Origin of the sequence: Rhodococcus sp. B10 (assembly GCF_011770055.1) — a bacterium.
Taxonomy (GTDB): Bacteria; Actinomycetota; Actinomycetes; order Mycobacteriales; family Mycobacteriaceae; genus Rhodococcoides; species Rhodococcoides kyotonensis_B.
Map to the genome: position 1 here is coordinate 1 of NZ_JAAFYV010000042.1, position 18275 is coordinate 18275.

At 62.8% G+C, this 18275-nt stretch carries 21 protein-coding genes and 3 tRNA genes; 15 read left to right on the plus strand and 9 right to left on the minus strand.

All coding sequences use genetic code 11. The annotated features are described in order from the left end of the window. Nucleotides 1-165: 165 nt before the first annotated feature. Entirely contained in the window at nucleotides 166-1200 is a 1035-nt protein-coding gene (gene mgrA, locus RhoFasB10_RS22475; RefSeq protein ID WP_167678668.1) for an L-glyceraldehyde 3-phosphate reductase, read from the minus strand. 144 nt (nucleotides 1201-1344) lie between these two features. On the opposite strand from mgrA, the gene RhoFasB10_RS22480 reads away from it, so the two are divergent. Both RhoFasB10_RS22480 and RhoFasB10_RS22485 read left to right on the plus strand, forming a co-directional pair. Further along, nucleotides 1345-1782, plus strand: a complete 438-nt coding sequence (locus RhoFasB10_RS22480) for a MarR family transcriptional regulator (protein ID WP_167678670.1) — start codon at nucleotides 1345-1347, stop codon at nucleotides 1780-1782. Between the two features lie 52 nt (nucleotides 1783-1834). Next, nucleotides 1835-1921 (plus strand) — tRNA-Ser (locus RhoFasB10_RS22485). A 21-nt stretch (nucleotides 1922-1942) separates the two neighbouring features. Here the strand turns inward: RhoFasB10_RS22485 and RhoFasB10_RS22490 are convergent. Together RhoFasB10_RS22490 and RhoFasB10_RS22495 are read right to left on the minus strand one after the other, a co-directional pair. Then, nucleotides 1943-2869 carry a pseudouridine synthase gene (locus RhoFasB10_RS22490; RefSeq protein ID WP_346764463.1) on the minus strand — a complete coding sequence of 309 codons (927 nt, stop codon included), beginning with the start codon at nucleotides 2867-2869 and terminating at the stop codon, nucleotides 1943-1945. A gap of 75 nt (nucleotides 2870-2944) precedes the next feature. Continuing rightward, a complete protein-coding gene (locus RhoFasB10_RS22495; protein ID WP_167678672.1) occupies nucleotides 2945-3313 on the minus strand; it encodes an excalibur calcium-binding domain-containing protein in 369 nt (122 codons plus the stop codon). 123 nt (nucleotides 3314-3436) lie between these two features. Between RhoFasB10_RS22495 and RhoFasB10_RS22500 the strand changes: the two genes are divergently transcribed. The 4 genes from RhoFasB10_RS22500 (at nucleotide 3437) to RhoFasB10_RS22515 (ending at nucleotide 6880) form a co-directional block, all read left to right on the plus strand. Further along, the gene (locus RhoFasB10_RS22500) at nucleotides 3437-3640 is read left to right on the plus strand and encodes a DUF3072 domain-containing protein (protein WP_068423357.1); all 204 of its coding nucleotides are present in this window, start codon (nucleotides 3437-3439) and stop codon (nucleotides 3638-3640) included. Nucleotides 3641-3702: 62 nt separating this feature from the next. Continuing rightward, the gene (locus tag RhoFasB10_RS22505) at nucleotides 3703-5085 is read left to right on the plus strand and encodes a DUF2252 domain-containing protein (RefSeq protein ID WP_167678674.1); all 1383 of its coding nucleotides are present in this window, start codon (nucleotides 3703-3705) and stop codon (nucleotides 5083-5085) included. A gap of 2 nt (nucleotides 5086-5087) precedes the next feature. Then, nucleotides 5088-5705 (plus strand): hypothetical protein, encoded by a 618-nt coding sequence (locus RhoFasB10_RS22510; RefSeq protein ID WP_068423361.1) that lies wholly within the window; start codon nucleotides 5088-5090, stop codon nucleotides 5703-5705. 140 nt (nucleotides 5706-5845) lie between these two features. Next, entirely contained in the window at nucleotides 5846-6880 is a 1035-nt protein-coding gene (locus RhoFasB10_RS22515; RefSeq protein WP_114330494.1) for an alpha/beta hydrolase family protein, read from the plus strand. Here the strand turns inward: RhoFasB10_RS22515 and hisC are convergent. Further along, on the minus strand, nucleotides 6877-7938 hold the full coding sequence (gene hisC / locus RhoFasB10_RS22520) for a histidinol-phosphate transaminase (RefSeq protein ID WP_167678676.1): 1062 nt from the start codon (nucleotides 7936-7938) through the stop codon (nucleotides 6877-6879). The genes RhoFasB10_RS22515 and hisC overlap by 4 nt on opposite strands. A 91-nt stretch (nucleotides 7939-8029) precedes the next feature. Between hisC and RhoFasB10_RS22525 the strand changes: the two genes are divergently transcribed. The 3 genes from RhoFasB10_RS22525 to RhoFasB10_RS22535 all read left to right on the plus strand — a co-directional run bounded on the left by RhoFasB10_RS22525 (nucleotide 8030) and on the right by RhoFasB10_RS22535 (nucleotide 9090). Then, nucleotides 8030-8779, plus strand: a complete 750-nt coding sequence (locus tag RhoFasB10_RS22525) for a dienelactone hydrolase family protein (RefSeq protein WP_114330335.1) — start codon at nucleotides 8030-8032, stop codon at nucleotides 8777-8779. A gap of 85 nt (nucleotides 8780-8864) precedes the next feature. Continuing rightward, nucleotides 8865-8954 (plus strand) — tRNA-Ser (locus RhoFasB10_RS22530). 63 nt (nucleotides 8955-9017) lie between these two features. Then, nucleotides 9018-9090: transfer RNA gene (locus RhoFasB10_RS22535), tRNA-Arg, on the plus strand. Between the two features lie 392 nt (nucleotides 9091-9482). Here RhoFasB10_RS22535 and RhoFasB10_RS22540 read toward each other — a convergent pair. The 5 genes from RhoFasB10_RS22540 to RhoFasB10_RS22560 all read right to left on the minus strand — a co-directional run bounded on the left by RhoFasB10_RS22540 (nucleotide 9483) and on the right by RhoFasB10_RS22560 (nucleotide 13369). Further along, nucleotides 9483-10235: a hypothetical protein gene (locus RhoFasB10_RS22540; RefSeq protein WP_167678678.1), complete on the minus strand. Its 753-nt coding sequence runs from the start codon at nucleotides 10233-10235 to the stop codon at nucleotides 9483-9485. A gap of 76 nt (nucleotides 10236-10311) precedes the next feature. Further along, on the minus strand, nucleotides 10312-10764 hold the full coding sequence (locus RhoFasB10_RS22545) for a hypothetical protein (RefSeq protein ID WP_167678681.1): 453 nt from the start codon (nucleotides 10762-10764) through the stop codon (nucleotides 10312-10314). After that, nucleotides 10761-11279 carry an ImmA/IrrE family metallo-endopeptidase gene (locus RhoFasB10_RS22550; RefSeq protein ID WP_167678683.1) on the minus strand — a complete coding sequence of 173 codons (519 nt, stop codon included), beginning with the start codon at nucleotides 11277-11279 and terminating at the stop codon, nucleotides 10761-10763. Before RhoFasB10_RS22550 ends, RhoFasB10_RS22545 begins: the two co-directional genes overlap by 4 nt. 241 nt (nucleotides 11280-11520) lie before the next feature. After that, complete coding sequence (locus RhoFasB10_RS22555) at nucleotides 11521-12585, minus strand: site-specific integrase (RefSeq protein ID WP_167678685.1); 1065 nt, start codon at nucleotides 12583-12585, stop codon at nucleotides 11521-11523. A 148-nt stretch (nucleotides 12586-12733) separates the two neighbouring features. Beyond that, nucleotides 12734-13369: a helix-turn-helix transcriptional regulator gene (locus RhoFasB10_RS22560; RefSeq protein ID WP_167678687.1), complete on the minus strand. Its 636-nt coding sequence runs from the start codon at nucleotides 13367-13369 to the stop codon at nucleotides 12734-12736. A gap of 141 nt (nucleotides 13370-13510) precedes the next feature. Here RhoFasB10_RS22560 and RhoFasB10_RS22565 point away from each other — a divergent pair, with 141 nt between their 5' ends. The 6 genes from RhoFasB10_RS22565 to RhoFasB10_RS22590 all read left to right on the plus strand — a co-directional run bounded on the left by RhoFasB10_RS22565 (nucleotide 13511) and on the right by RhoFasB10_RS22590 (nucleotide 18263). After that, nucleotides 13511-13708, plus strand: a complete 198-nt coding sequence (locus tag RhoFasB10_RS22565; protein ID WP_167678689.1) for an excisionase family DNA-binding protein — start codon at nucleotides 13511-13513, stop codon at nucleotides 13706-13708. A 1075-nt stretch (nucleotides 13709-14783) separates the two neighbouring features. Next, nucleotides 14784-15572: an AAA family ATPase gene (locus RhoFasB10_RS22570; RefSeq protein WP_167678691.1), complete on the plus strand. Its 789-nt coding sequence runs from the start codon at nucleotides 14784-14786 to the stop codon at nucleotides 15570-15572. Beyond that, on the plus strand, nucleotides 15572-15916 hold the full coding sequence (locus RhoFasB10_RS22575; protein ID WP_167678693.1) for a hypothetical protein: 345 nt from the start codon (nucleotides 15572-15574) through the stop codon (nucleotides 15914-15916). The genes RhoFasB10_RS22570 and RhoFasB10_RS22575 overlap by 1 nt, the downstream gene beginning before the upstream one ends. Nucleotides 15917-15954: 38 nt before the next feature. Beyond that, a complete protein-coding gene (locus RhoFasB10_RS22580; protein WP_346764464.1) occupies nucleotides 15955-16725 on the plus strand; it encodes a DUF2637 domain-containing protein in 771 nt (256 codons plus the stop codon). A gap of 487 nt (nucleotides 16726-17212) precedes the next feature. After that, complete coding sequence (locus tag RhoFasB10_RS22585; RefSeq protein WP_167678697.1) at nucleotides 17213-17782, plus strand: hypothetical protein; 570 nt, start codon at nucleotides 17213-17215, stop codon at nucleotides 17780-17782. 175 nt (nucleotides 17783-17957) lie between these two features. Continuing rightward, nucleotides 17958-18263: a hypothetical protein gene (locus RhoFasB10_RS22590; protein ID WP_094724459.1), complete on the plus strand. Its 306-nt coding sequence runs from the start codon at nucleotides 17958-17960 to the stop codon at nucleotides 18261-18263. Nucleotides 18264-18275 lie beyond the last annotated feature (12 nt).

Here is an 18275-nt window from a genome sequence, read left to right on the forward strand (position 1 = left end):
GCGCGCACCCGTTCTGGCCATGGAATCTTCCCTAGCCGATTCAGGTGCCCCACACCTACGACGCCAGCAAGCGTGTCTCACATGTCCGTAGACATACGACTCTCATATGTCTATGGACTGGACATGGCCCAGAGTCCAACTATCCGCGCACGGACGCGTAGCGCATCAGATGTCCCACAAATTGATCCCGAAGTCCTTGGCGTGCTGATCGATTCGGCTCAGCTCGTCGTCCGAGAAGTCCAGGTTCTGCAACGCGCCGATGTTGTTCTCCAGCTGCTGCACGCTGGATGCGCCGACGAGCACCGACGTGACGCGTGGATCACGCAATGCCCAGCTCAGCGCCAGCTGCGCCAACGACTGGCCGCGCGACGACGCGATGTCGTTCAACGCGTTCAGTTCCCCGACGTGCTCGTCGGTGAACCAGTCCGGGTTCAACGATTTGCCCTGTGTCGCGCGGGAGCCGTCGGGAATGCCGTTCAGGTACTTGTCGGTCAGCATTCCCTGCGCGAGCGGTGAGAACGCGATGGCGCCTGCTCCGACCTGTTCGAGTGTGTCGAGAAGGCCGTCCTCGATCCACCGGTTCACCATCGAGTAGCTGGGTTGGTGGATCAGCAGCGGAACACCGGCCTTCTCGAGCAACGACGCCATCGTCGCGGTGCCTTCCGGCGTGTACGAACTGATGCCGACGTGCAGCGCCTTGCCCTGCTCGACGGCGCTGACCAATGCGCCCGCGGTCTCTTCCAACGGCGTGTCGTGATCGGGCCGGTGGCTGTAGAAGATGTCGACATAGTCGAGGCCCATGCGCTGCAGTGACTGATCGAGCGACGACAGCAGATACTTCCGCGACCCGCCGAATCCGTACGGACCCGGCCACATGTCCCAGCCCGCCTTGCTGGAGATGATCAGCTCGTCTCGGTACCCGGCGAAGTCCTCGGAGAGGATGCGGCCGAAGTTCTTCTCGGCACTGCCGTACGGCGGACCGTAGTTGTTGGCGAGGTCGAAGTGCGTGACACCCAGATCGAATGCGCGACGCAGCACGGCTCGTTGCGTCGCGAGTGGAGTGTCGTCGCCGAAGTTGTGCCACAGGCCCAACGAGATCGCCGGGAGTTTCAGTCCGCTCCTGCCGACGTGTCGATACTGCATCGACTCGTAGCGGTCGTCGGCGGCGACGTAAGGGGGATCGATGTGTGGTTGGGACATCCCACGACAGTAGGCGTAACCGTCGGAAGCGGACATCCCCGTGGCGTGCTACTCATCGGTAGCTTCGTTGCTTAATATGGTCCGGTGACGGCCGAACGATCCTTTGGTCCCGGGGGGGACCCGCAGTGGCTCGATGCTGCGGAAATGAGAGCGTGGCGCGCCTATGTCGACGGCGGCCAACGACTGATGGGGGTACTCAACAAGGATTTGCAGGATGGGCACGACCTCACGATGGCGGAATATCGCATCCTGGTGATGTTGTCCGAATCGGCCGACGGGTCGTTGCGTATGAGCGATCTCGCCGACGGCGTTCTCTCCTCCCGCAGCAGGCTCACCCATCAGATTCGGAGGATGGAGGCCGACGGCATGGTCGGCCGCAGCACGTGCGTCGACGACGGCAGGGGCGTCCTGGCCGTCATCACCACCGAGGGTCGACGACGGCTCGCCGAGGCGGCACCGACGCATGTGGCCAGCGTCCGGAGGCATCTGGTGGATCTGTTGACGCCTCATCAACTCGCGGTGTTGGGGGACATCTTCGAGAAGGTCGACGCGGCGATGTCGAGCTCCGGCGCCGAGGGGTGATTGGCTCCCTACTCGCGGAGCGTTTAGTATCTCCCACGTAGTAGCGAGGCCAGGAAGCGTGGCAGAGCGGCCCAATGCACTCGCCTTGAAAGCGAGAGACGTCTAACCGCGTCCGGGGGTTCAAATCCCTCCGCTTCCGCGGGCGAAATCCCCCTTCGATTCAGGAGGGGGATTCGTTCGTTTCGTCCCAAGCCTGCAGAGTGCGGCCGGTCTCGAATCGCCGCGTCGCACCCGAGACCGGATCCACGAACTCGAGTTCCGACGCGAGCAACTGAAGCGGATCGGTGAAGTCGTCGATCGCGCGTCCCGTGGGTTCCGGGTACAGGTCGTCGCCGACGATCGGGGTGCCGAGCGAGTTCATGTGCAGCCGTAGCTGGTGGGTGCGCCCGGTGTGCGGATGCAATCGGTAGCGGCCCAGCCCTTCTCGAGCGTCCAGCAGTTCGACGACAGTCTTCGCATTCGGTTCGCCGTCGACCTCGCGAGCGTCGAAAGTTCCCTTCTCCGTGACGATTCGGCTTTCGATTGTCACAGGAAAGTCGTTATTCGACGACGCAGCAACAGCCTCGTACGTCTTACGGACCTTGCGGTCCTGGAACAGCGACTGATACGCCCCACGAGCCTTCGGGTCGGCGACGAACAGCACCAATCCCGCTGTGACGCGGTCCAATCGGTGTGCGGGCACCAAGAACGGCAGCGCGAGGTCTCGACGCAGCCGCACCAACGCGCTTTCCAGCACGTGGCCGCCGCGCGGAATGGTCGAGAGGAAATGCGGCTTGTCGACGACCACGATCGTCTCGTCGCGATGCACGACGGAAATGTCGAACGGCACCGGCGTCTCGTCCGGTAGGTCGCGGTGGAACCACACGGCCGCGCCGGGAACGTAGGGAGCGTCGACCGAGAGGGGCCCGAACATGTCGACGATCTCGCCTGCCGCGAACATTTCGTCGAGGCGTGCCCCTGATATCCGAGCCTGGCTGTCCGACAAGAATCTGCGGACCGTAGTCCAGTGCCCGTCCTCCGGCATCCGCACTCTGGCCGGGTCCAGCCCATGCCGCTTCGGCAGCGGCGGTTGCTGGCGTCGTCTCACGTAGGCGACGGTATCGAGTCCGCGCTTGTGCAGGCAAAAGTGGCCTTCCGGCCTGCACAAGCGCGGGTCCAGGGGTTACTCGCAGCCGATGCCGTCGTTGTCGCGGTCGAGGTGCGGGCCGTAGCCGTACTCGTCGCGGTAGACGGGAGCTGCGCCGGCGTCACGAGCCTCGGTGCAGTTCTTGTACTGGAATGCGCTCGGCGCGGGTGCCGGCCGAGGCGCGGGCGCAGCCTGAGGTGCGGGCGCAGCCTGAGGCGCGGGCGCAGCCTGAGGCGCGGGCGGCGCCACGAAGGCGGGGGGCGGCGGGCAGAACTGTGCCGATCCCGAGTTGCACAGGAAATCCGTGATCGGATCTGCGGCTGCGACGGCGGGCGTGGTGACCATGGCGGCCGCAAGGACGACGCCACCGAGTCCGGCGCGCACCAGCAGGTTCTTGCTCTTCATGTCGTGCTCCTGACGAAAAGGGGGTAAGGGTCTGATTTTCGAGCCAGAAGATTGAACAGTCAATCGAATTCATCTCCGCGAATGAACGGGTTTAGGCGGGGCGCCGATGGCGTATACGAACATATGAGCGAAAACACCCAGGTCAGTCAGAACCCCGAGAAGGATCCCGACAAGTGGGTCACCGGCGGTGAGCCGGCCACCGGCCCGCAGGAGAGCTACCTCAACACGCTGGCGCAGGAGGCCGACGAGGAAGTGCCCGAGGGCCTGACCAAGGCGGAGGCGTCGGAGATGATCGACAAGCTGCAGGACGAGACCGGCCGCGGCTGACTTCCAAAAATCCACCCGTAGCGGATGACGACGAGCGGCCGGACGGGCGTCACGATCGATCGATGACACTGACGCTCGATCGCAATGCCCGGCGTAAACGGGGCAAGACTGCGCGACGCGCGACGCCCCTCGAATCTCTCGCCGAGCATCGCGCCGTCCGTCGTGACCCGGTGGCGCTGCTCGAACAGCAGGCGGCGACGCGTGTGCCGGACCTCGTTCCGATTCGATACGGCCGAATGGCTGCGGCGGAGTTCCCGTTCTTCCGCGGGGCCGCGCTGGTGATGGCCGACGATCTGTCTCGCGCCCCGAATTCCGGCATCGAGACTCAGCTGTGCGGCGACGCGCATCTGAGCAACTTCGGCGTCTATGCGACGCCGGAGCGTCGAATGGCGTTCGACATCAACGATTTCGACGAGACCCATCCTGGCCCGTTCGAATGGGATGTGAAGCGACTCGCAGCGAGTCTCGCGATCGCGGCCGAGTCGCGCGGGTTCTCGGGCAAGCAACGTCGGCGCATCGTTCGGTCGTCGGCATGTACGTACCGCGAAACCATCAGGCGGCAAGCCGAACTCGGCAATCTCGCTGTGTGGTACTCGAACGTCGAGGTGACCGACGAGCTCGAGTCCGTGCAGGGCGAGCTCGATCCCGTGCAGCGCAAACGAACCCAGCAGATGGTGCGAAAAGCGCGTTCACGAGACAACATTCAAGCCCTGGCAAAGCTGACCGAGGTGGTCGACGGCAGAAGGCGCATCATCGCCGACCCACCGCTCGTCGTTCCGATCGAGGACATGAACGACGACCCGACAGCGGTCTATCGTGAACTCGAAACTCGTTTACAGGCATACCGTTCCACGTTTCAGCAGGACAAGCAGGTGCTGTTCGACTCGTTCCGCCTCGTACAGTTCGCCCGCAAGGTCGTCGGCGTCGGCAGTGTCGGGACGCGGGCCTGGATCCTGCTCATGGTGGGCGCCGACGAGACCGACCCGCTGTTCCTTCAGGCGAAGGAAGCGCAGCAGTCCGTCATCGCGCGCTACTGGCCCGGGCCGGCGTACGACAACGAGGGCCGACGCGTCGTCGACGGGCAACGGTTGATGCAGGCGTCGAGTGACATCTTTCTCGGATGGCAACGTGGCGCCGACCCCGACGGCGCGACGCGTGACTTCTATCTGCGTCAGTTGCGCGACGGCAAGGGATCGGCCGTCGTCGAGGCCATGGAGCCGAGCGGCATGGAACTGTACGGACAGTTGTGCGGGAAGGTGCTCGCCTACGCGCACGCCAGGTCAGGGGACCGGGTCGAGATCGCGGGTTACCTGGGATCGAGCACCAGGTTCGAGGACGCGATCACCGATTTCGCCGAGGTCTACGCGGTGCAGAACGCAGCCGATCACGCGGCACTCGTGACGGCCATCGACAACGGCCGGATCGTCGCACATGCAGGAATCTGAGCATGCTGCGACGCGAATCCTGGGGATTCGTCATCGGCTCGGTGCTGTTCGCACTTGCTGCGGTGCCCGGCTACGCGCAGTGGGTCGGCGTCGACAGCGACAACGTCACGTATTTCGTCGGTTCGCTCTTCTTCACCGCAGCCGGGTTCATCGCTCTGCGACTGAGCGGCAGGCCGGTGCCGGGGGAGGAATCGAGGAGGGTCGAACTGTTCGATTGGTGGGCAGCGGCGATCCAGTTCGTCGGCACGCTGCTGTTCAACGTCAGCACCGGCATCGCGATGGTGAGCGGTCTGACGGCGGAACAGGCGGACAAATGGGTGTGGCGTCCGGACGTCTTCGGGTCTGCGGCCTTCCTCATCGCGAGCGGACTCGCAGTCCTCGCGACGACCGAGACCGATGCCCTGTGGGACCCTGCCGCGCGGAACTGGCGGACGACGTGGCTGAACATGATCGGGTCGGTCGCCTTCGGTGTGTCGGCGATCGCGGCGTTCGTGGATCCGTCGACAGGGGAGCTCTCGAACGCAGCGATAGCCAACTTCGGAACATTCGTGGGAGCTGTGTGTTTCCTGGTCGCGGCCCTGCTCATGAGGCCTTCTGTAGATATCCCAAAGATCGCGTGAAACTTTTGTACGACGGTTGTCGCGACTATCCTGGCCGCAGTTACGGCTTGCGGCGCCCCCAACCTACCGGCGGGTAAGGTGCGAGACCGATGTTCGTGCCAGCGCCGCTCGCGGCGCGGCGGGGGAGGATGGATCAGTCGATGCACCGTCGTGTCCTGGCAGCGCTGGGAGTCAGTATCGCGTTGTCGTTGTCGGTAACCGGGGTCGTGTCGGCCCAGCCGCTGCCCGGCACCGGAAGCTCCGACGGCGCTCCTCCGTTCGTGGGTGCGTCACCGATCACGAGCGCGCGGATCGACCGCGTCGACATGATCACCGACCGTCGTGCGGCGGTCTTCGTCGAATCGCCCGCGATGAACAAGATCATCCAGGTGCAGGTGCTCCTGCCGGCTCGGCAGAACACGTCTCGGCCGACGCTCTACATGCTCGACGGCGTCAGCGCGGGCAAGGAGTCCAACTACGCCGAAAGCACGTGGACTCAGAAGACGGACATCGTCGACTTCTTCGCCGACAAGGATGTCAACGTGGTTCTGCCGGTGGGCGGCTCCAGTAGCTACTACACCGACTGGAACGTGCCCGACCCGATTCTCGGGGTCAACATGTGGGAGACGTTCCTGACGTCGGAGCTCCCGCCACTGATCGACGCCCGTTTCGACGGCAACGGCACCAATGCGATCGCAGGCGTGTCCATGGGCGCACAAGCGGCGATGGACCTCATCACCCGCCACCCGAATCTGTACACCGGCGTCGCGGGGCTCAGTGGCTGCTACGACAACTCGCAGCCCAACCTGAAGGACGCCGTCCGCGCGACGGTCGCGATGAACGGTGGCAACGCCACCAACATGTGGGGCGAGAACGTCGATCCGAAGTGGGTCGAGCACGATCCGTCACGCAACGCGGAAGCATTGCGCGGCAAGGACATCTACGTCTCCGCCGGCACCGGCCTTCCCGGTCCGTACGAATTGGGTCCGGGCGGAAAGGGTTTGCAGGACGCGGCGCAGGGCGGACCGCTCGAAGCCGCCTCGCTGTACTGCACCACGTTGTTCGACACGCGGTTGCGTTACCTCGACATTCCGGCGACGGTCACGTACCGCCCCTACGGAATCCACCAGTGGCCGTACTGGCAGGATGACCTGCGTGAGGCATGGCCGACGCTGAAGACGGCTCTCGGCCTCTAACGGGCCGCTGCGGCAGCGTATTTCAAGAATGCGTCGTTCTCGTGCGGATCACCGATGGTGATCCGCACCCCGTCGTTTCCGTAGGCACGCAGGATGACTCCCGCCTCGGCCGCTGCCGCCGCGAACGCTCCGGAGCGGTCGCCGAGCGGCATGAACACGAAGTTCGCGTCGGAATGCGCGACGTCGTACCCCATCTCGATCAGCGCAGTTCGCACACGCTCGCGCTCCACGACGAGTGTGTCGGTCCGTGCCAGCAGTCCGTCCTTGGCTGCAAGCGATGCCAGAGCTGCTTGCTGGGCAACGGAATTGACCGCGAAGGCGATGCGTACCTTGCCGAGCGCGGTGATGATCGACGGGTCGCCGACGGCATATCCGACGCGCAGGCCTGCGAGGCCGTACGCCTTGGAGAAAGTTCGAAGAACGAGAACATTGCGACGGCCGCGCGCCAGTTCGACGCCGTCGGTGTACTCGCCTTCGGGGTTCTCGCGGGCGTACTCGAAGTAGGCCTCGTCGAGGACGACGAGGACGTGGGCGGGCACGGCATCGAGGAACTTTTCGAGCGCGGATCGCGTGACGACGGTTCCGCTGGGGTTGTTGGGGTTGCAGACGAACACGACGCGGGTGCGGTCGGTGATCGCGGCGAGCATGGCGTCGAGATCATGGACGTGGTTCTCGTCGAGTGGCACCTCGACGGGCGTCGCACCTGCGACGCGGGCGATGATCGGGTACGCCTCGAACGACCGCCACGCGAAGACGACCTCGTCGCCCGGGTTGCAGGTGATCTGCACGACCTCCTGGCACAGTGCGACGGAGCCGTTTCCAGCGGCGACGTTCTCCGGCTCGACGTTCAGCATCCTCGCGAGTTCCGCGACGAGGGCGGTCGACAGGATGTCCGGGTAGCGATTCACGTTCGCCACGGCGTCGGCGATCGCGTCTCGGACGCTCGGCAGTGGGCCCTGCGTGGTCTCGTTGCTGGCCAGCTTGATCGCACCGGGAAAGTTCCGTCCCGGGACGTAGGCGGGGATGGCATCGAGGTCGGTGCGAATGCGGGCGGTCACGGCACACATTATGCGCTCACACCGGTGAGTACGTTTCAGTGTGTCCGTCGGTAATGGCCCGGGGCGAGCGCGTCGGCACTATTTTGGTGCTATGTCGGGAATCTTCACGGATGTCGCTGTACTGCGGGTCGATGTGGATACCGGGGAGGACGGCGACGAGCCCCCGCGGCCGCCGGACGATCCACAGACGGTGCCCTTGACCGCCATCTCGCCCGAGGGCAGTGTGCGGGGCGGCATCGTCGTTCTCCACGAATCGCGCGAGGTGCCCGACAGTCTCATCGATCTGCTGCGTGCGTTGGCCCTCGAAGGATGGCTGGCGGTTGCGCCCGACCTTTTCCATCGTGACGGAGCCGACGGCGAGGTGTTCGGCGAGAACCTGTTCGCGGACTTCGACGCCACGTTCGACTGGCTCACGTCGCGAGGCGTCTACCCGGATTGCGTCGGCGTCATCGGTTTCGACGACGCGGGCACCGCCGCGCTCATCGTCGCGACCAACCGTCGCATCGGCGCGGCGGTCAGCGTCGCTGCCGCGGGCATCGTCGAACCGCTCAATGCCGACGCGGTGGCTCTGGTCGAGGCCGCCCCGGCGTTGCAGGCGCCGTGGCTGGGCTTGTACGGCGAGAACGACCCCAAGACACCACCCGAGCACATCGAGACTCTTCGCGAGGCGGCGACGCGGGCGTCGGTGGCAACGAACATCGTCAGCTACAGCGGACTGCGTCATCGCGCCGACGCGGTCAAGGGGCAGCCGGGTAGCGCCGAGTATTCCGACCCCGCCTCCGACGCCCTCGTCGAAGCCCAGGCGCGGATCTTCGACTGGTTCGACTCATTCCTGAGGTGAACGGCAGGTTGACCAGGCGTTTTGCGTTCGTGGCGTAAGCATGTGTAATCTTTCACCCCGGCGGTCCGAGAGGGCCGGCAGCCTAGGAGGCGTGCCAGAGCGGCCGAATGGGAGTCACTGCTAATGACTTGACCCTTCACCGGGTCCGGAGGTTCAAATCCTCTCGCCTCCGCCACGCTGATTCGCAAGAGTCAGCATGTAGTACGGTTGGTTCGCAAGAACCAGCTCAACAGAAGATGCGCCCGTAGCTCAACGGATAGAGCACTTGACTACGGATCAAGAGGTTAGGGGTTCGAATCCCTTCGGGCGCACAAGAAAAGAAGCCCTGAACTGCGACGATGCGGTTCAGGGCTTCTTGGTTCCGGCCCGAGTTGTTCCGACTCAACACTTACTCAACACAAACGGCTCCCAGACCTCGTGAAAGTGTTGACCGCTCGTTGAGCTGCGGGTCCCCACGCTGCCGCAACCGACTAGTGCGCGGCTGGACGATATCGATCGGTAGATCGAGCGAGAGTCGAGCGGCGATCTGTTTGACGGCGCCCTCTCCCGTCGGAACCTGCGGGCGCGGAGCAAGACGGTGTCGACGCTTGCGCCGTCGGCAGCCCAGTAACCCAGCGGGCCAGCAAACGCTGCACGTTGGATTTAGGGTGATCAACGTCGCGACCGTTTCCGTGTCTAGCGGTGGCTACAGACACGGATAGATTCAGCGCATGAAGTCAGGATGGGGGCCGTAATACCCCCGATCCAACATCGTAGGGAGTAGGTCCCAGTCGCAAATCGCGATCGTGTTTATCGTAATACCCGAAAGATCACAGGCCGCTGCTCTCTCTCGGGCGGTGCGTAGTTGTGAGTCCCAGCCGGATGCTCCGTCGAAGTCTCCTGCGCCGCCTGGGTTGAATGCGAGCCAGATGAATTGCCCGCCCGCTGCATTTGATCCGTAGTCGTAGTACCGATGGAACGTGGCGAAGTGCGCGTAGATCTCGAAGGCGTCAGCGGCACCCTCGGTTCGGGCGTCCGTAAACATGCTGCGTCCCAGTCGGACAGGAACGATTCCGCGAGTTACCTTCCCGGTGTTGTAGTACAGATTTGAGTCGGTGATGGTGATGGAGTATGCCGCCACCGCGCCTTTAACTGCTTGCAGCACGACCCAGGCACCTGGTAGTCGGTAGATCCGATCTTCGCTTTGATCGCCAACGGTTTGCCACCGATTAAGAAGGTGCGGTTTCCCGAGTGCAGTTTCAATGGTTTCGAGCGGTCGGCCGAGACCCAGCTGATCGAGCTTTTCGGCCTGCTGCTTCTGTATCTGCTCAGGCCGTTGCTGCCACCGCCGCCGCAGCGGTCTGATGCTGACTCCGACAGCGACGATCAGAGTCGTAACCACAGCGATACCGGAATCGGCGATACTCAAGCCATCCTCTAGCCATTCCAACATCCCGCGGACCTCCGAATCATGCATTGCAGGAGCATTGCAATGTGCTGCCCGCCTGGACGTCTGCGGGGAGACTCGCGCGCATACACGTTACGGTGCACAGTCACGCGTAGAAGGTCTTGTAAATCGCGCCGACGAGTATCGCACCGATTGTCCCGAGCACCATCAGGACCACCACGACGCGGAGCAGAATGTCAGCAAATGTGCAGAATCCCGAGACCCACTTGTGTTCGCTGCAGTACTGCGACACGCGGTCTTGCTTCTCAGGATGGGTGTAACACGACACCGATTGGTAGTGCACGAAATCAGTAAATGGTGTGGCCTTGAGCAGCGAGGTCAGAAATTTGAACCCAGGCAGATCGACGTCGCTAGTGGGTCCGTCAGGTGAGGCCCCATCAAGCTCGCTGGAACGCTCAACCTCTGATGCACCGGCGTAAAGCTCCATCAGCTTGTCAAGAGTGGCCTGGTCAATGGGCTTCAGATCCTCAACTTCGCCCTCGTCGACGGCTGACTGCTCTTCCGGGTCGGCGTCATCCGATGGATTGACCAGAGTCACCGCAACCCGAGTGTTCTCAGCCGGTTTGATACTGCCTCGGGAGACACCCAGAACCTTCGGGCCAACTCCATCGAGTCGTAACCCATGCTGTTCAGTCGGCGCACTTCGCTCTCCGGCATCAGAAGATTTGCCGCGAATTTGTTCGCGTACATCTCCTCGACGCTGGTGCCGCATGATGACAGCGAGTCACGCCGGTGCGTATACGTCTTGTGACGCTCACCGCTGGGTGTGTAGTTCCCGAAGTAGTGCCCAAGTTCGTGGGCGCACGTAAAGCGCTGACGAACAGGGGCATGCTCGTCGTTCAAGAAGATGTCAGGTTCCTCGTCCTCGCGCAGCTTGACGATCATCCCGGAAACTGACGATGGTAGGCGCTGGTTAAATACATTCAGGCCGAGATCACGCGCCACGACGACGGGGTCGACCGGAAGGCGGAGCGTCCCATTCTCGTCGCGCAAGATCCCCAAGACTCGCTCGGCAATCTTCTGCGCGGGCCACCGCGCTGCTGTAGACGCCATTCACTCCTCCTCTCGGTCGTCTTCTACCACAACTCTAATGACACGTCGGTGATTCCCAGCGTGTCGCTACGTTCGCGGCGAGTTGCGAAGATTTCGAATGTTAGCCGTAAGGACTGACAAGGCTGCGTTGGGAAGGCCAAAGCGTCGTGCCGGTTTGGCGAGAACCGCTCGACTGCTGCCTCTGCCTTCTGATGCACGGTCACAGGAAGCACTGCGCCGCCGACGGTCCGTCGATCGAGAATCAGATTTGTATAACTCTCGGGTCGGCGTTGAGGTGTGGGGTGAACTCGTCCAGGGCGCCGGTGGTGTCCGGCGCGCTGTTCATTCGCTCGATGTAGTGAGCTTCGGTAACCCGGGTCGAGGAGTGTCCGAGCTGACTTTGGGCAGTTTCAACCCCGTACTTGGCCTTGATCAGCGTCGCGACGGTCTTTCGGAACGAGTGCGGCTTCACCCAACCGAAATCAGAGCCGAGAGCGGCGCGCCAGTTGCGTCGCACGTTTGAGGGCGACAACCAGTTGCCTGTGCTTGTCACGAATACGGCCGAGTGTGGATTGAGAAAGACAGGTGCGGCGGCCCGCCGTCGCAACACGTCCGCGCCGAATTCGGGAAGGATGAGGGTGAGCGGCGGGGCCTCACCTTTACGATGAGGCTGTCTCCAGAGCTTTTCACCAGCTGCGCGCGGGACGACTAGGGTTCCGCCGATCACGACCGTCGGCGGCATAGCCTCAGCGAAAACGTCCTCGTGCAGTAGGGCGAGAATTTCACCGATTCGAGCCCCGGTAGCGATCAGGAGATCCATGATGTCTTGCAGGTCCTGCCCTGGCTTGGGGCCCGGACGCTTCCTCGTTAACCCCGCCTCGTCGATTTCCTCATGTCGGCAGTACAAACTGACGCGTCTCCTGATCTCCGTAAGCTCCTCGATTGTCACTGAGCGAACAGCTTCGCGTTTGTGGCGAGGCAAGGAGATCTCGCGTACCGGGTTCCGTTGCATCAGCTCGAGGCGCACAGCTTTACCAAACACTCCAAGGCATACGACCCTCGCGAGTTTCGCATTGCCTGGCGTGCGCTTGGCCAAGGTGGTCAGACACGCGTCGACTGCGCTGACGCGCACTTCGTTGATCAGTAGTTCTCCGAGTGCGGGCGCACACAGTTTGTTCCATACATCCCGGTAGCGAACCCAGGACTGCCGCGCAATCTTGTCCTCTTGATCAAGTAGCCACTGCTGAGCGAGAGCTGAGACGGTAGATCGGCTGGTCAGCTCGACTCCCGATGAAGGAGGAATTCGGTTCTGCAGCTTCGTATTCAAGGCTCTGCGGGCTGCTTCGGCGGACGCGCCGCTTGCTTCTACTAAGCGGCGGACCCCGTCCGAGTCGCGGACCCGGACTCGCGCCACGAATCGCCCACCGCGTTTGGCATCAGTGACCTTGCCCCATTCGCCGGGGGCCATACGTTGCCTAGGCATCGTGGCTTTCGCTGTCGACGGCCATATCGAGTTCGGTCATCTGACGGAACAGCTCCTCGGATCGCCTCCGCGCCTCCTCGTACATGAACTGCATGGCTTCGATGTGTTCGGCGGATTCTTTCTTCGACAATCCGTTTCGCAGCTGGACACGCGCCTTGCGCATGGCCTGCAGCGCCTGGAGCCAGTCTCGGACGATGCTCACGCGGTCGTTCTTTGGGTCGAACTGCTCGCGCGCCCAGACTTCGCTTGGTTCGCCATTCTCACCGTCGACCCAGTCGTTGGTTGGCTTCATCAAGCCGGCCTCACCGCTGAACCACTGAAGTGCATCGTGTGACTCCTGGTCGAGTCCCGGTAGGACCTCGACGTTGCCTTTGGGGAGATTGGGAAAGACCAGCTGGACCGGCGAGACTCCCAGCGCTGCTGCGAGAACCAGCAACTCGGAAACGTCGAGGCTTTTCTTACGGCCGTTTTCGAGGTCGGCGACGACGGACCGCGAGATGCCGTACCCGATGTCGTACGTGCGATCGGCGAGCTTCGCGGCCGAGAGTCCTGCATGTCCCTTACTGCGTAAACGACGGACCTCGCCCGCTATGCGCGCGACGAGATCTTCTGCCCAAGACTGCGTCATGGTTACGCAGTCTAGCGGAAATATCCGAAGGGTTGTGGCAATGAGGCGCAGTTGCTAGTTTGTGGTGGTGCTACTTGGACTGACGGTTCGAGTAGCTCGAAATGTGGATCAGCAACGCAACTGCTCTGAGGGAGGAAACCCATGTCACGACGGCTGTACTCGGTTCCGGAAGCGATGGCTCACACGGGGCTCGGACGCTCGAATCTGTTCAACAAGTTGGCATCAGGCGAGATCCGCAGTGTGAAAGCGGGCAAGCGTCGCTTGATCCCTGACACTGCAATCGACGAATACATCGAAGGACTCGAGGAAGCGGCCCGGACCAGCTCCGTCGTCGCCTGACATGCCTTTGACTCCCGACCCATACGAAATCGAAACGCCCCCGGCGATTCTCGGTGTTACGAGCACCGAGGCCGGGGGCGTCGTCGAAACCTCAACCCTGCTGGAAGGAGTTTCTCCATCGGATACTAATCGGTCCTGATACGCCTTTCAAGGTGTTTCGCAGCGACTCTCCGTGGATTCGTCGGCTTCTCGATGCCGGCCGCCTGCGCTGACAGCTGTGTCTGGATTCGCCGCGACAACGGGTGAATCCATCTGCTTACGAGCCACTTCGGCAAGCGCAAGCTATGCCACTGCCGGTACAGCTACCGGTATGTCGCCGTTGTGTGCTCTCGCAGCGTCGTTTTCTGGCAGTGCCCGACGTACAACCAGCCTGCCGCCGGCCTGTGCACCCTGTTGTAAATCCTCGACGACCGGCCCCGAGGCACCACCGGCTTGACTGATCATCGAGCTGGCGGCGATACCGATTAGCCGCGCGTCCGAGAGGACGCGGGGCTATTGGGCGTGGAGCGGACAACGTGGGTGCGGAAATTGGGGTAACGCCCTTGGGGGGTCCAAGAGAAGCAGGGCGAAGCCCCTTGTCTTGCAGACAGATAACACCACCGGAGGTAACCGATGAGACCTACCCGACTTAACGGCCATCCCGCTCTGATCGTGCACGCCGGATATCGCACCCTGGTGTGTTCACCAGGATCCTGGTCACCCGTGGACCGGCGCAACCGAACCTAAGCGAACTTCGACCCGGAAGACATCGAGCCTTACCCCATTTCCAGACAGCCCCGACCACACCGCAGCGAACCCACACGTCTCCAGTCTCGTTCGAAACCGCAATTACCCGTAGGGAGTGACATGGACGAAACACCAGCAAAGTGCCCAGCACCGAATTCGACATCGGTAAATACCTGCAACGCCCGCAATGCCTTCGACACTTCCTATGCGCCCCTTGGGGTTAATTCGCCCCATACCCGCGAAAGAACTATGTCGTCCATCGGTCTCTATGCCTGCACAGCACGCCACACATCCTTTGCGCCCAATACATCCCTTTCTCCCATTGCCTCCCTTGGAAGTGAGACACCCAATGCCCACTGATGTGATCGCATTCTGCAACCAGAAAGGCGGAGTAGGTAAGACCACCACTGTCTTTCACCTCGCGCACGCCGCAGCGAACGCCGGCCTACACACCCTGGTTATCGACATCGACCCCCAAGGCAACCTCAGCACCGTCCTGGCCAAGGACCCGCTCGCACGCGACGACGTCGGTGTCGCCGACGTCCTCTCCGAAGGGGCGATAACGACCATCACGCACGCCGCTGTCCCGACCCTGTGGCCTAGCGTCGACCTGCTTCCGACCGTGCCAGGCAACGAATCTCTCGCCTACGTTCGAGATCAACTGGTCATCGCCGGCGCAGGACGCGAACGGCGCCTACGGGATGCCATCGACAGCCTGGGCAACACCTACGACCTCGTCCTCATCGACTGCCCACCGAGCCTGGACCTGCTGACGATCAACGCACTCGTCGCTGCACGAACAGCTGTCGTGGTCAGCCAATCCGCGCTCTTCTCCGCGAACGGTCTCGCGCGGCTCCGACGAACACTCACCGATGTCAAGCGTAGCTACAACCCGGACCTCGAACTGCTCGGCGCCATCATCAACCTCCACGAAATCAGCACCATCAGCGGCCGCGAGCAACTCACCGAAATCGCCGCGAACATAAACATCCTCGGTGACACCATCCCCAAACGAGTCGTCATCAAAGACTCCATGGAAGCGCAAACCAGCCTGTCCGACTGGGGAACCACTCAAGCGCGCAGCCTCGCCACCATTTACCGGGACACCCTCGTACTCCTTACCGGCGGAGCTCGCTGATGCCGAGGCCGGAACGACTCAAAAGCGCACTGGTCGAATCGAGCCCGATCGACCCACCGACCGCCGCGCAGCAGACGAACACGCCTGGTGCGCAACATCCCGATGCGCAACCGGACATCGATGCCAAGCGCAAACGCTCGTACTACCTCTATCAATCCACCATCGAAGAACTTCTCAACGCTGCCGAGGCACTCGCCGCAACGCCAGGAGCTCCGCGCGGACCGTCTGACCTCGTCAACGCAGCGGTCGAGCAGTACCTGGAGGTGTTGCGCAATACCTACAACGAGGGGCACCCGTTCCCGCAACGCACCGGCCCACTCGCGAGAGGACCGAGAATCCGATGAGCAACCATCACCGCCCTACTAACTTCGCATCTGACGCAGTGCCCATTCACCCTCGCGTCCTGCAGTGGGCACTCGCGACCGCGGTTGTCCTGACCGTCGGGATCGCCGGCGCATCGTTCTGGCTCAGCTTCGCAGTCCTTCGAGATCTGGCCGCAATGGCCGGGCTCGGCGCAAGTGAAGCTTGGGTGATCCCCGTTGTGCTCGACGGCGCCATCGTGTCGACTACCGTAACCGCGATCGCGCTGTCGAACCATGTCGACGAACGCACGATCCGCGGCCGACGTTTCGTCGTTGCCGTGCTCGTCGTTGCGGCCGCAACATCGATTGCGGGCAATGCCTACCATGCTGTCTTGACCGCGAAATTGTTGTCGGCCATCGTCTCTGCGGGCATTGCCACCATTGCGCCTATTGCCCTCCTGGCGATGACCGAGGTACTCGCCGTCATCCTGCGTGCGCCGCGCACCACTAGCGACCTCGCCTCAGCTGAGGTAGATCCAACGCTGCGGGTGCGAGACGATATCGATCGCAATTCTGAAGTACCTACTTTCCGTTCCACGGTCGACGGGCGTGATCGAGTCGAACTCGCGCTGCCGATCGAACTCGACAACGCGGACGACGGAACTCTCCCTCCGGAGGTGGAGGAAACCGTGCGTCTACGCCATGCGCACAAGGAGTGGTCGTGGGCGCGGATCGGACAGGAGACCGACGGCTCGGTCGCATCGACGGCAATGCGCAGGTATCGCAAGTGGGAGGAGTCGGCGTCGCAGAAGCAGTCTGTCTCCGCCGATAGCAGTGTGGCAGTCGAATGATGAGAGCTACCGCGGCAGGAACGTGGGCACCTTCCGTCGCTCCCGCACAGTCACGTGAGCATCAGGGGAGTGGGAGGTGGCCGGTTACCCCCAAAAGGTCCTGTTGCCCCGAAGTCATCAACAAAGACTCAGCACGTGGAGGGGGCCGGCATTCGGAGACCGGTCAGCCATCGCATGGGGTGGGGCGACCTTCGGTGTCCGCCGAATCGAACTCCGCTGCGCGTCGCGCTGAAAGAGCAATTTCTTTCGGGCATCTGGCTGCCGGCGAGTCTGCATCACCCGTGACCGCCGTATCAACCTCTGGCGTCGCAGGCTCCGGCCACAGGCTCCGAACACTTTTCAGAGCCCTTCGGTGAAAACTGTCCGGCCCAGACGTTGACCCGTCGTCCCCGGTCGCTGCTGTCTCTCCTCACGCCAGATGACGGCGAAAGAAATTGGCAGAGAACAGGGCCGGGGGAGCCGGTCCCGCGAGATAGGGGAGCCCGACATGGCGAAGTCCGTAGGCAAGACCACCACACGTAAGAGCACTGCAGCTGGGCGTGCCCAGACCCCGGCAATCGTCACCCACACCACCGCAATCGTCACCGGGCCGCAGACCGCGAGCATCACCATCACCGCTGCCGGTACCGAAGACGCGCAAATGGTCGTCGCGTTCGGCCACCTGATGCTGACCTTTCGCAGCGCAGAGGCCGTCAGCGGTGTCATCGCCGGATTCGCTACCGTCCGTTCATCGCTCGTAGGCACGGACGGACACGCCCCATACCCTCGGCAACCAGGAGCGGAGTTCGGTGCACCCGCGATCTCGATTGTCTGGCTCCGTGGACCCGAGCACACCGTAGTACCAGGGAGCCGCTACCTCGCAGACCAGCGGCGCACAGTGCGTTGGGTGGATCTTTACATGGGTCCGATCACCTGGCGCATCACCGACCGCAGCGGATACGACAGCCTCATGGACGAGTTCCGGCGCGTCCACCGATCCGCAGTCGGAGTCTTCCTCGACGGAGGACAGTTCCGCCGCGACCCGTCCAAGATCCTAGACGCGTTCGACGGTGCCTGAGCGCCCATAGCACAGGTTCGGCCTCGCACACCGGGGTCGAACCTGTTCATCCACAGCGTTCTTCCCATCCACCGGTCCCCGAAAAGCTAGCCAGCGTCGCACGACTCGCTGCGCTCCCCGTGCGACGCTGGCGCAACGCGCCACTCACCACCTGCCGGAAAGGAACCGCCACCCCATGATCACCTGGACAGTCACAACCCACCCCGAAAACAACCCCGAATTTCTGACAGCCAGCGGAGCCGAACCCACCCTGATCGATGCAAAACGCGCAGCAGCCGACGCCGTCCGCTACGCACTCCTCGACGCAGCCGAGCACGCGTCACCGGACAACGGCAGCGCCCCGTCCTACCTCGTCACACTCGATGGAACCTGTGCCCTCATAGTCGGGCTCGGTCGCTGCCATCCAGCCAACTACAACGGCGTCCTCGACAGTCTCGAACGCTTCGACGGTTCGGCACCGCCGCACCTGCTGTACATGTGACGAGCACCCACC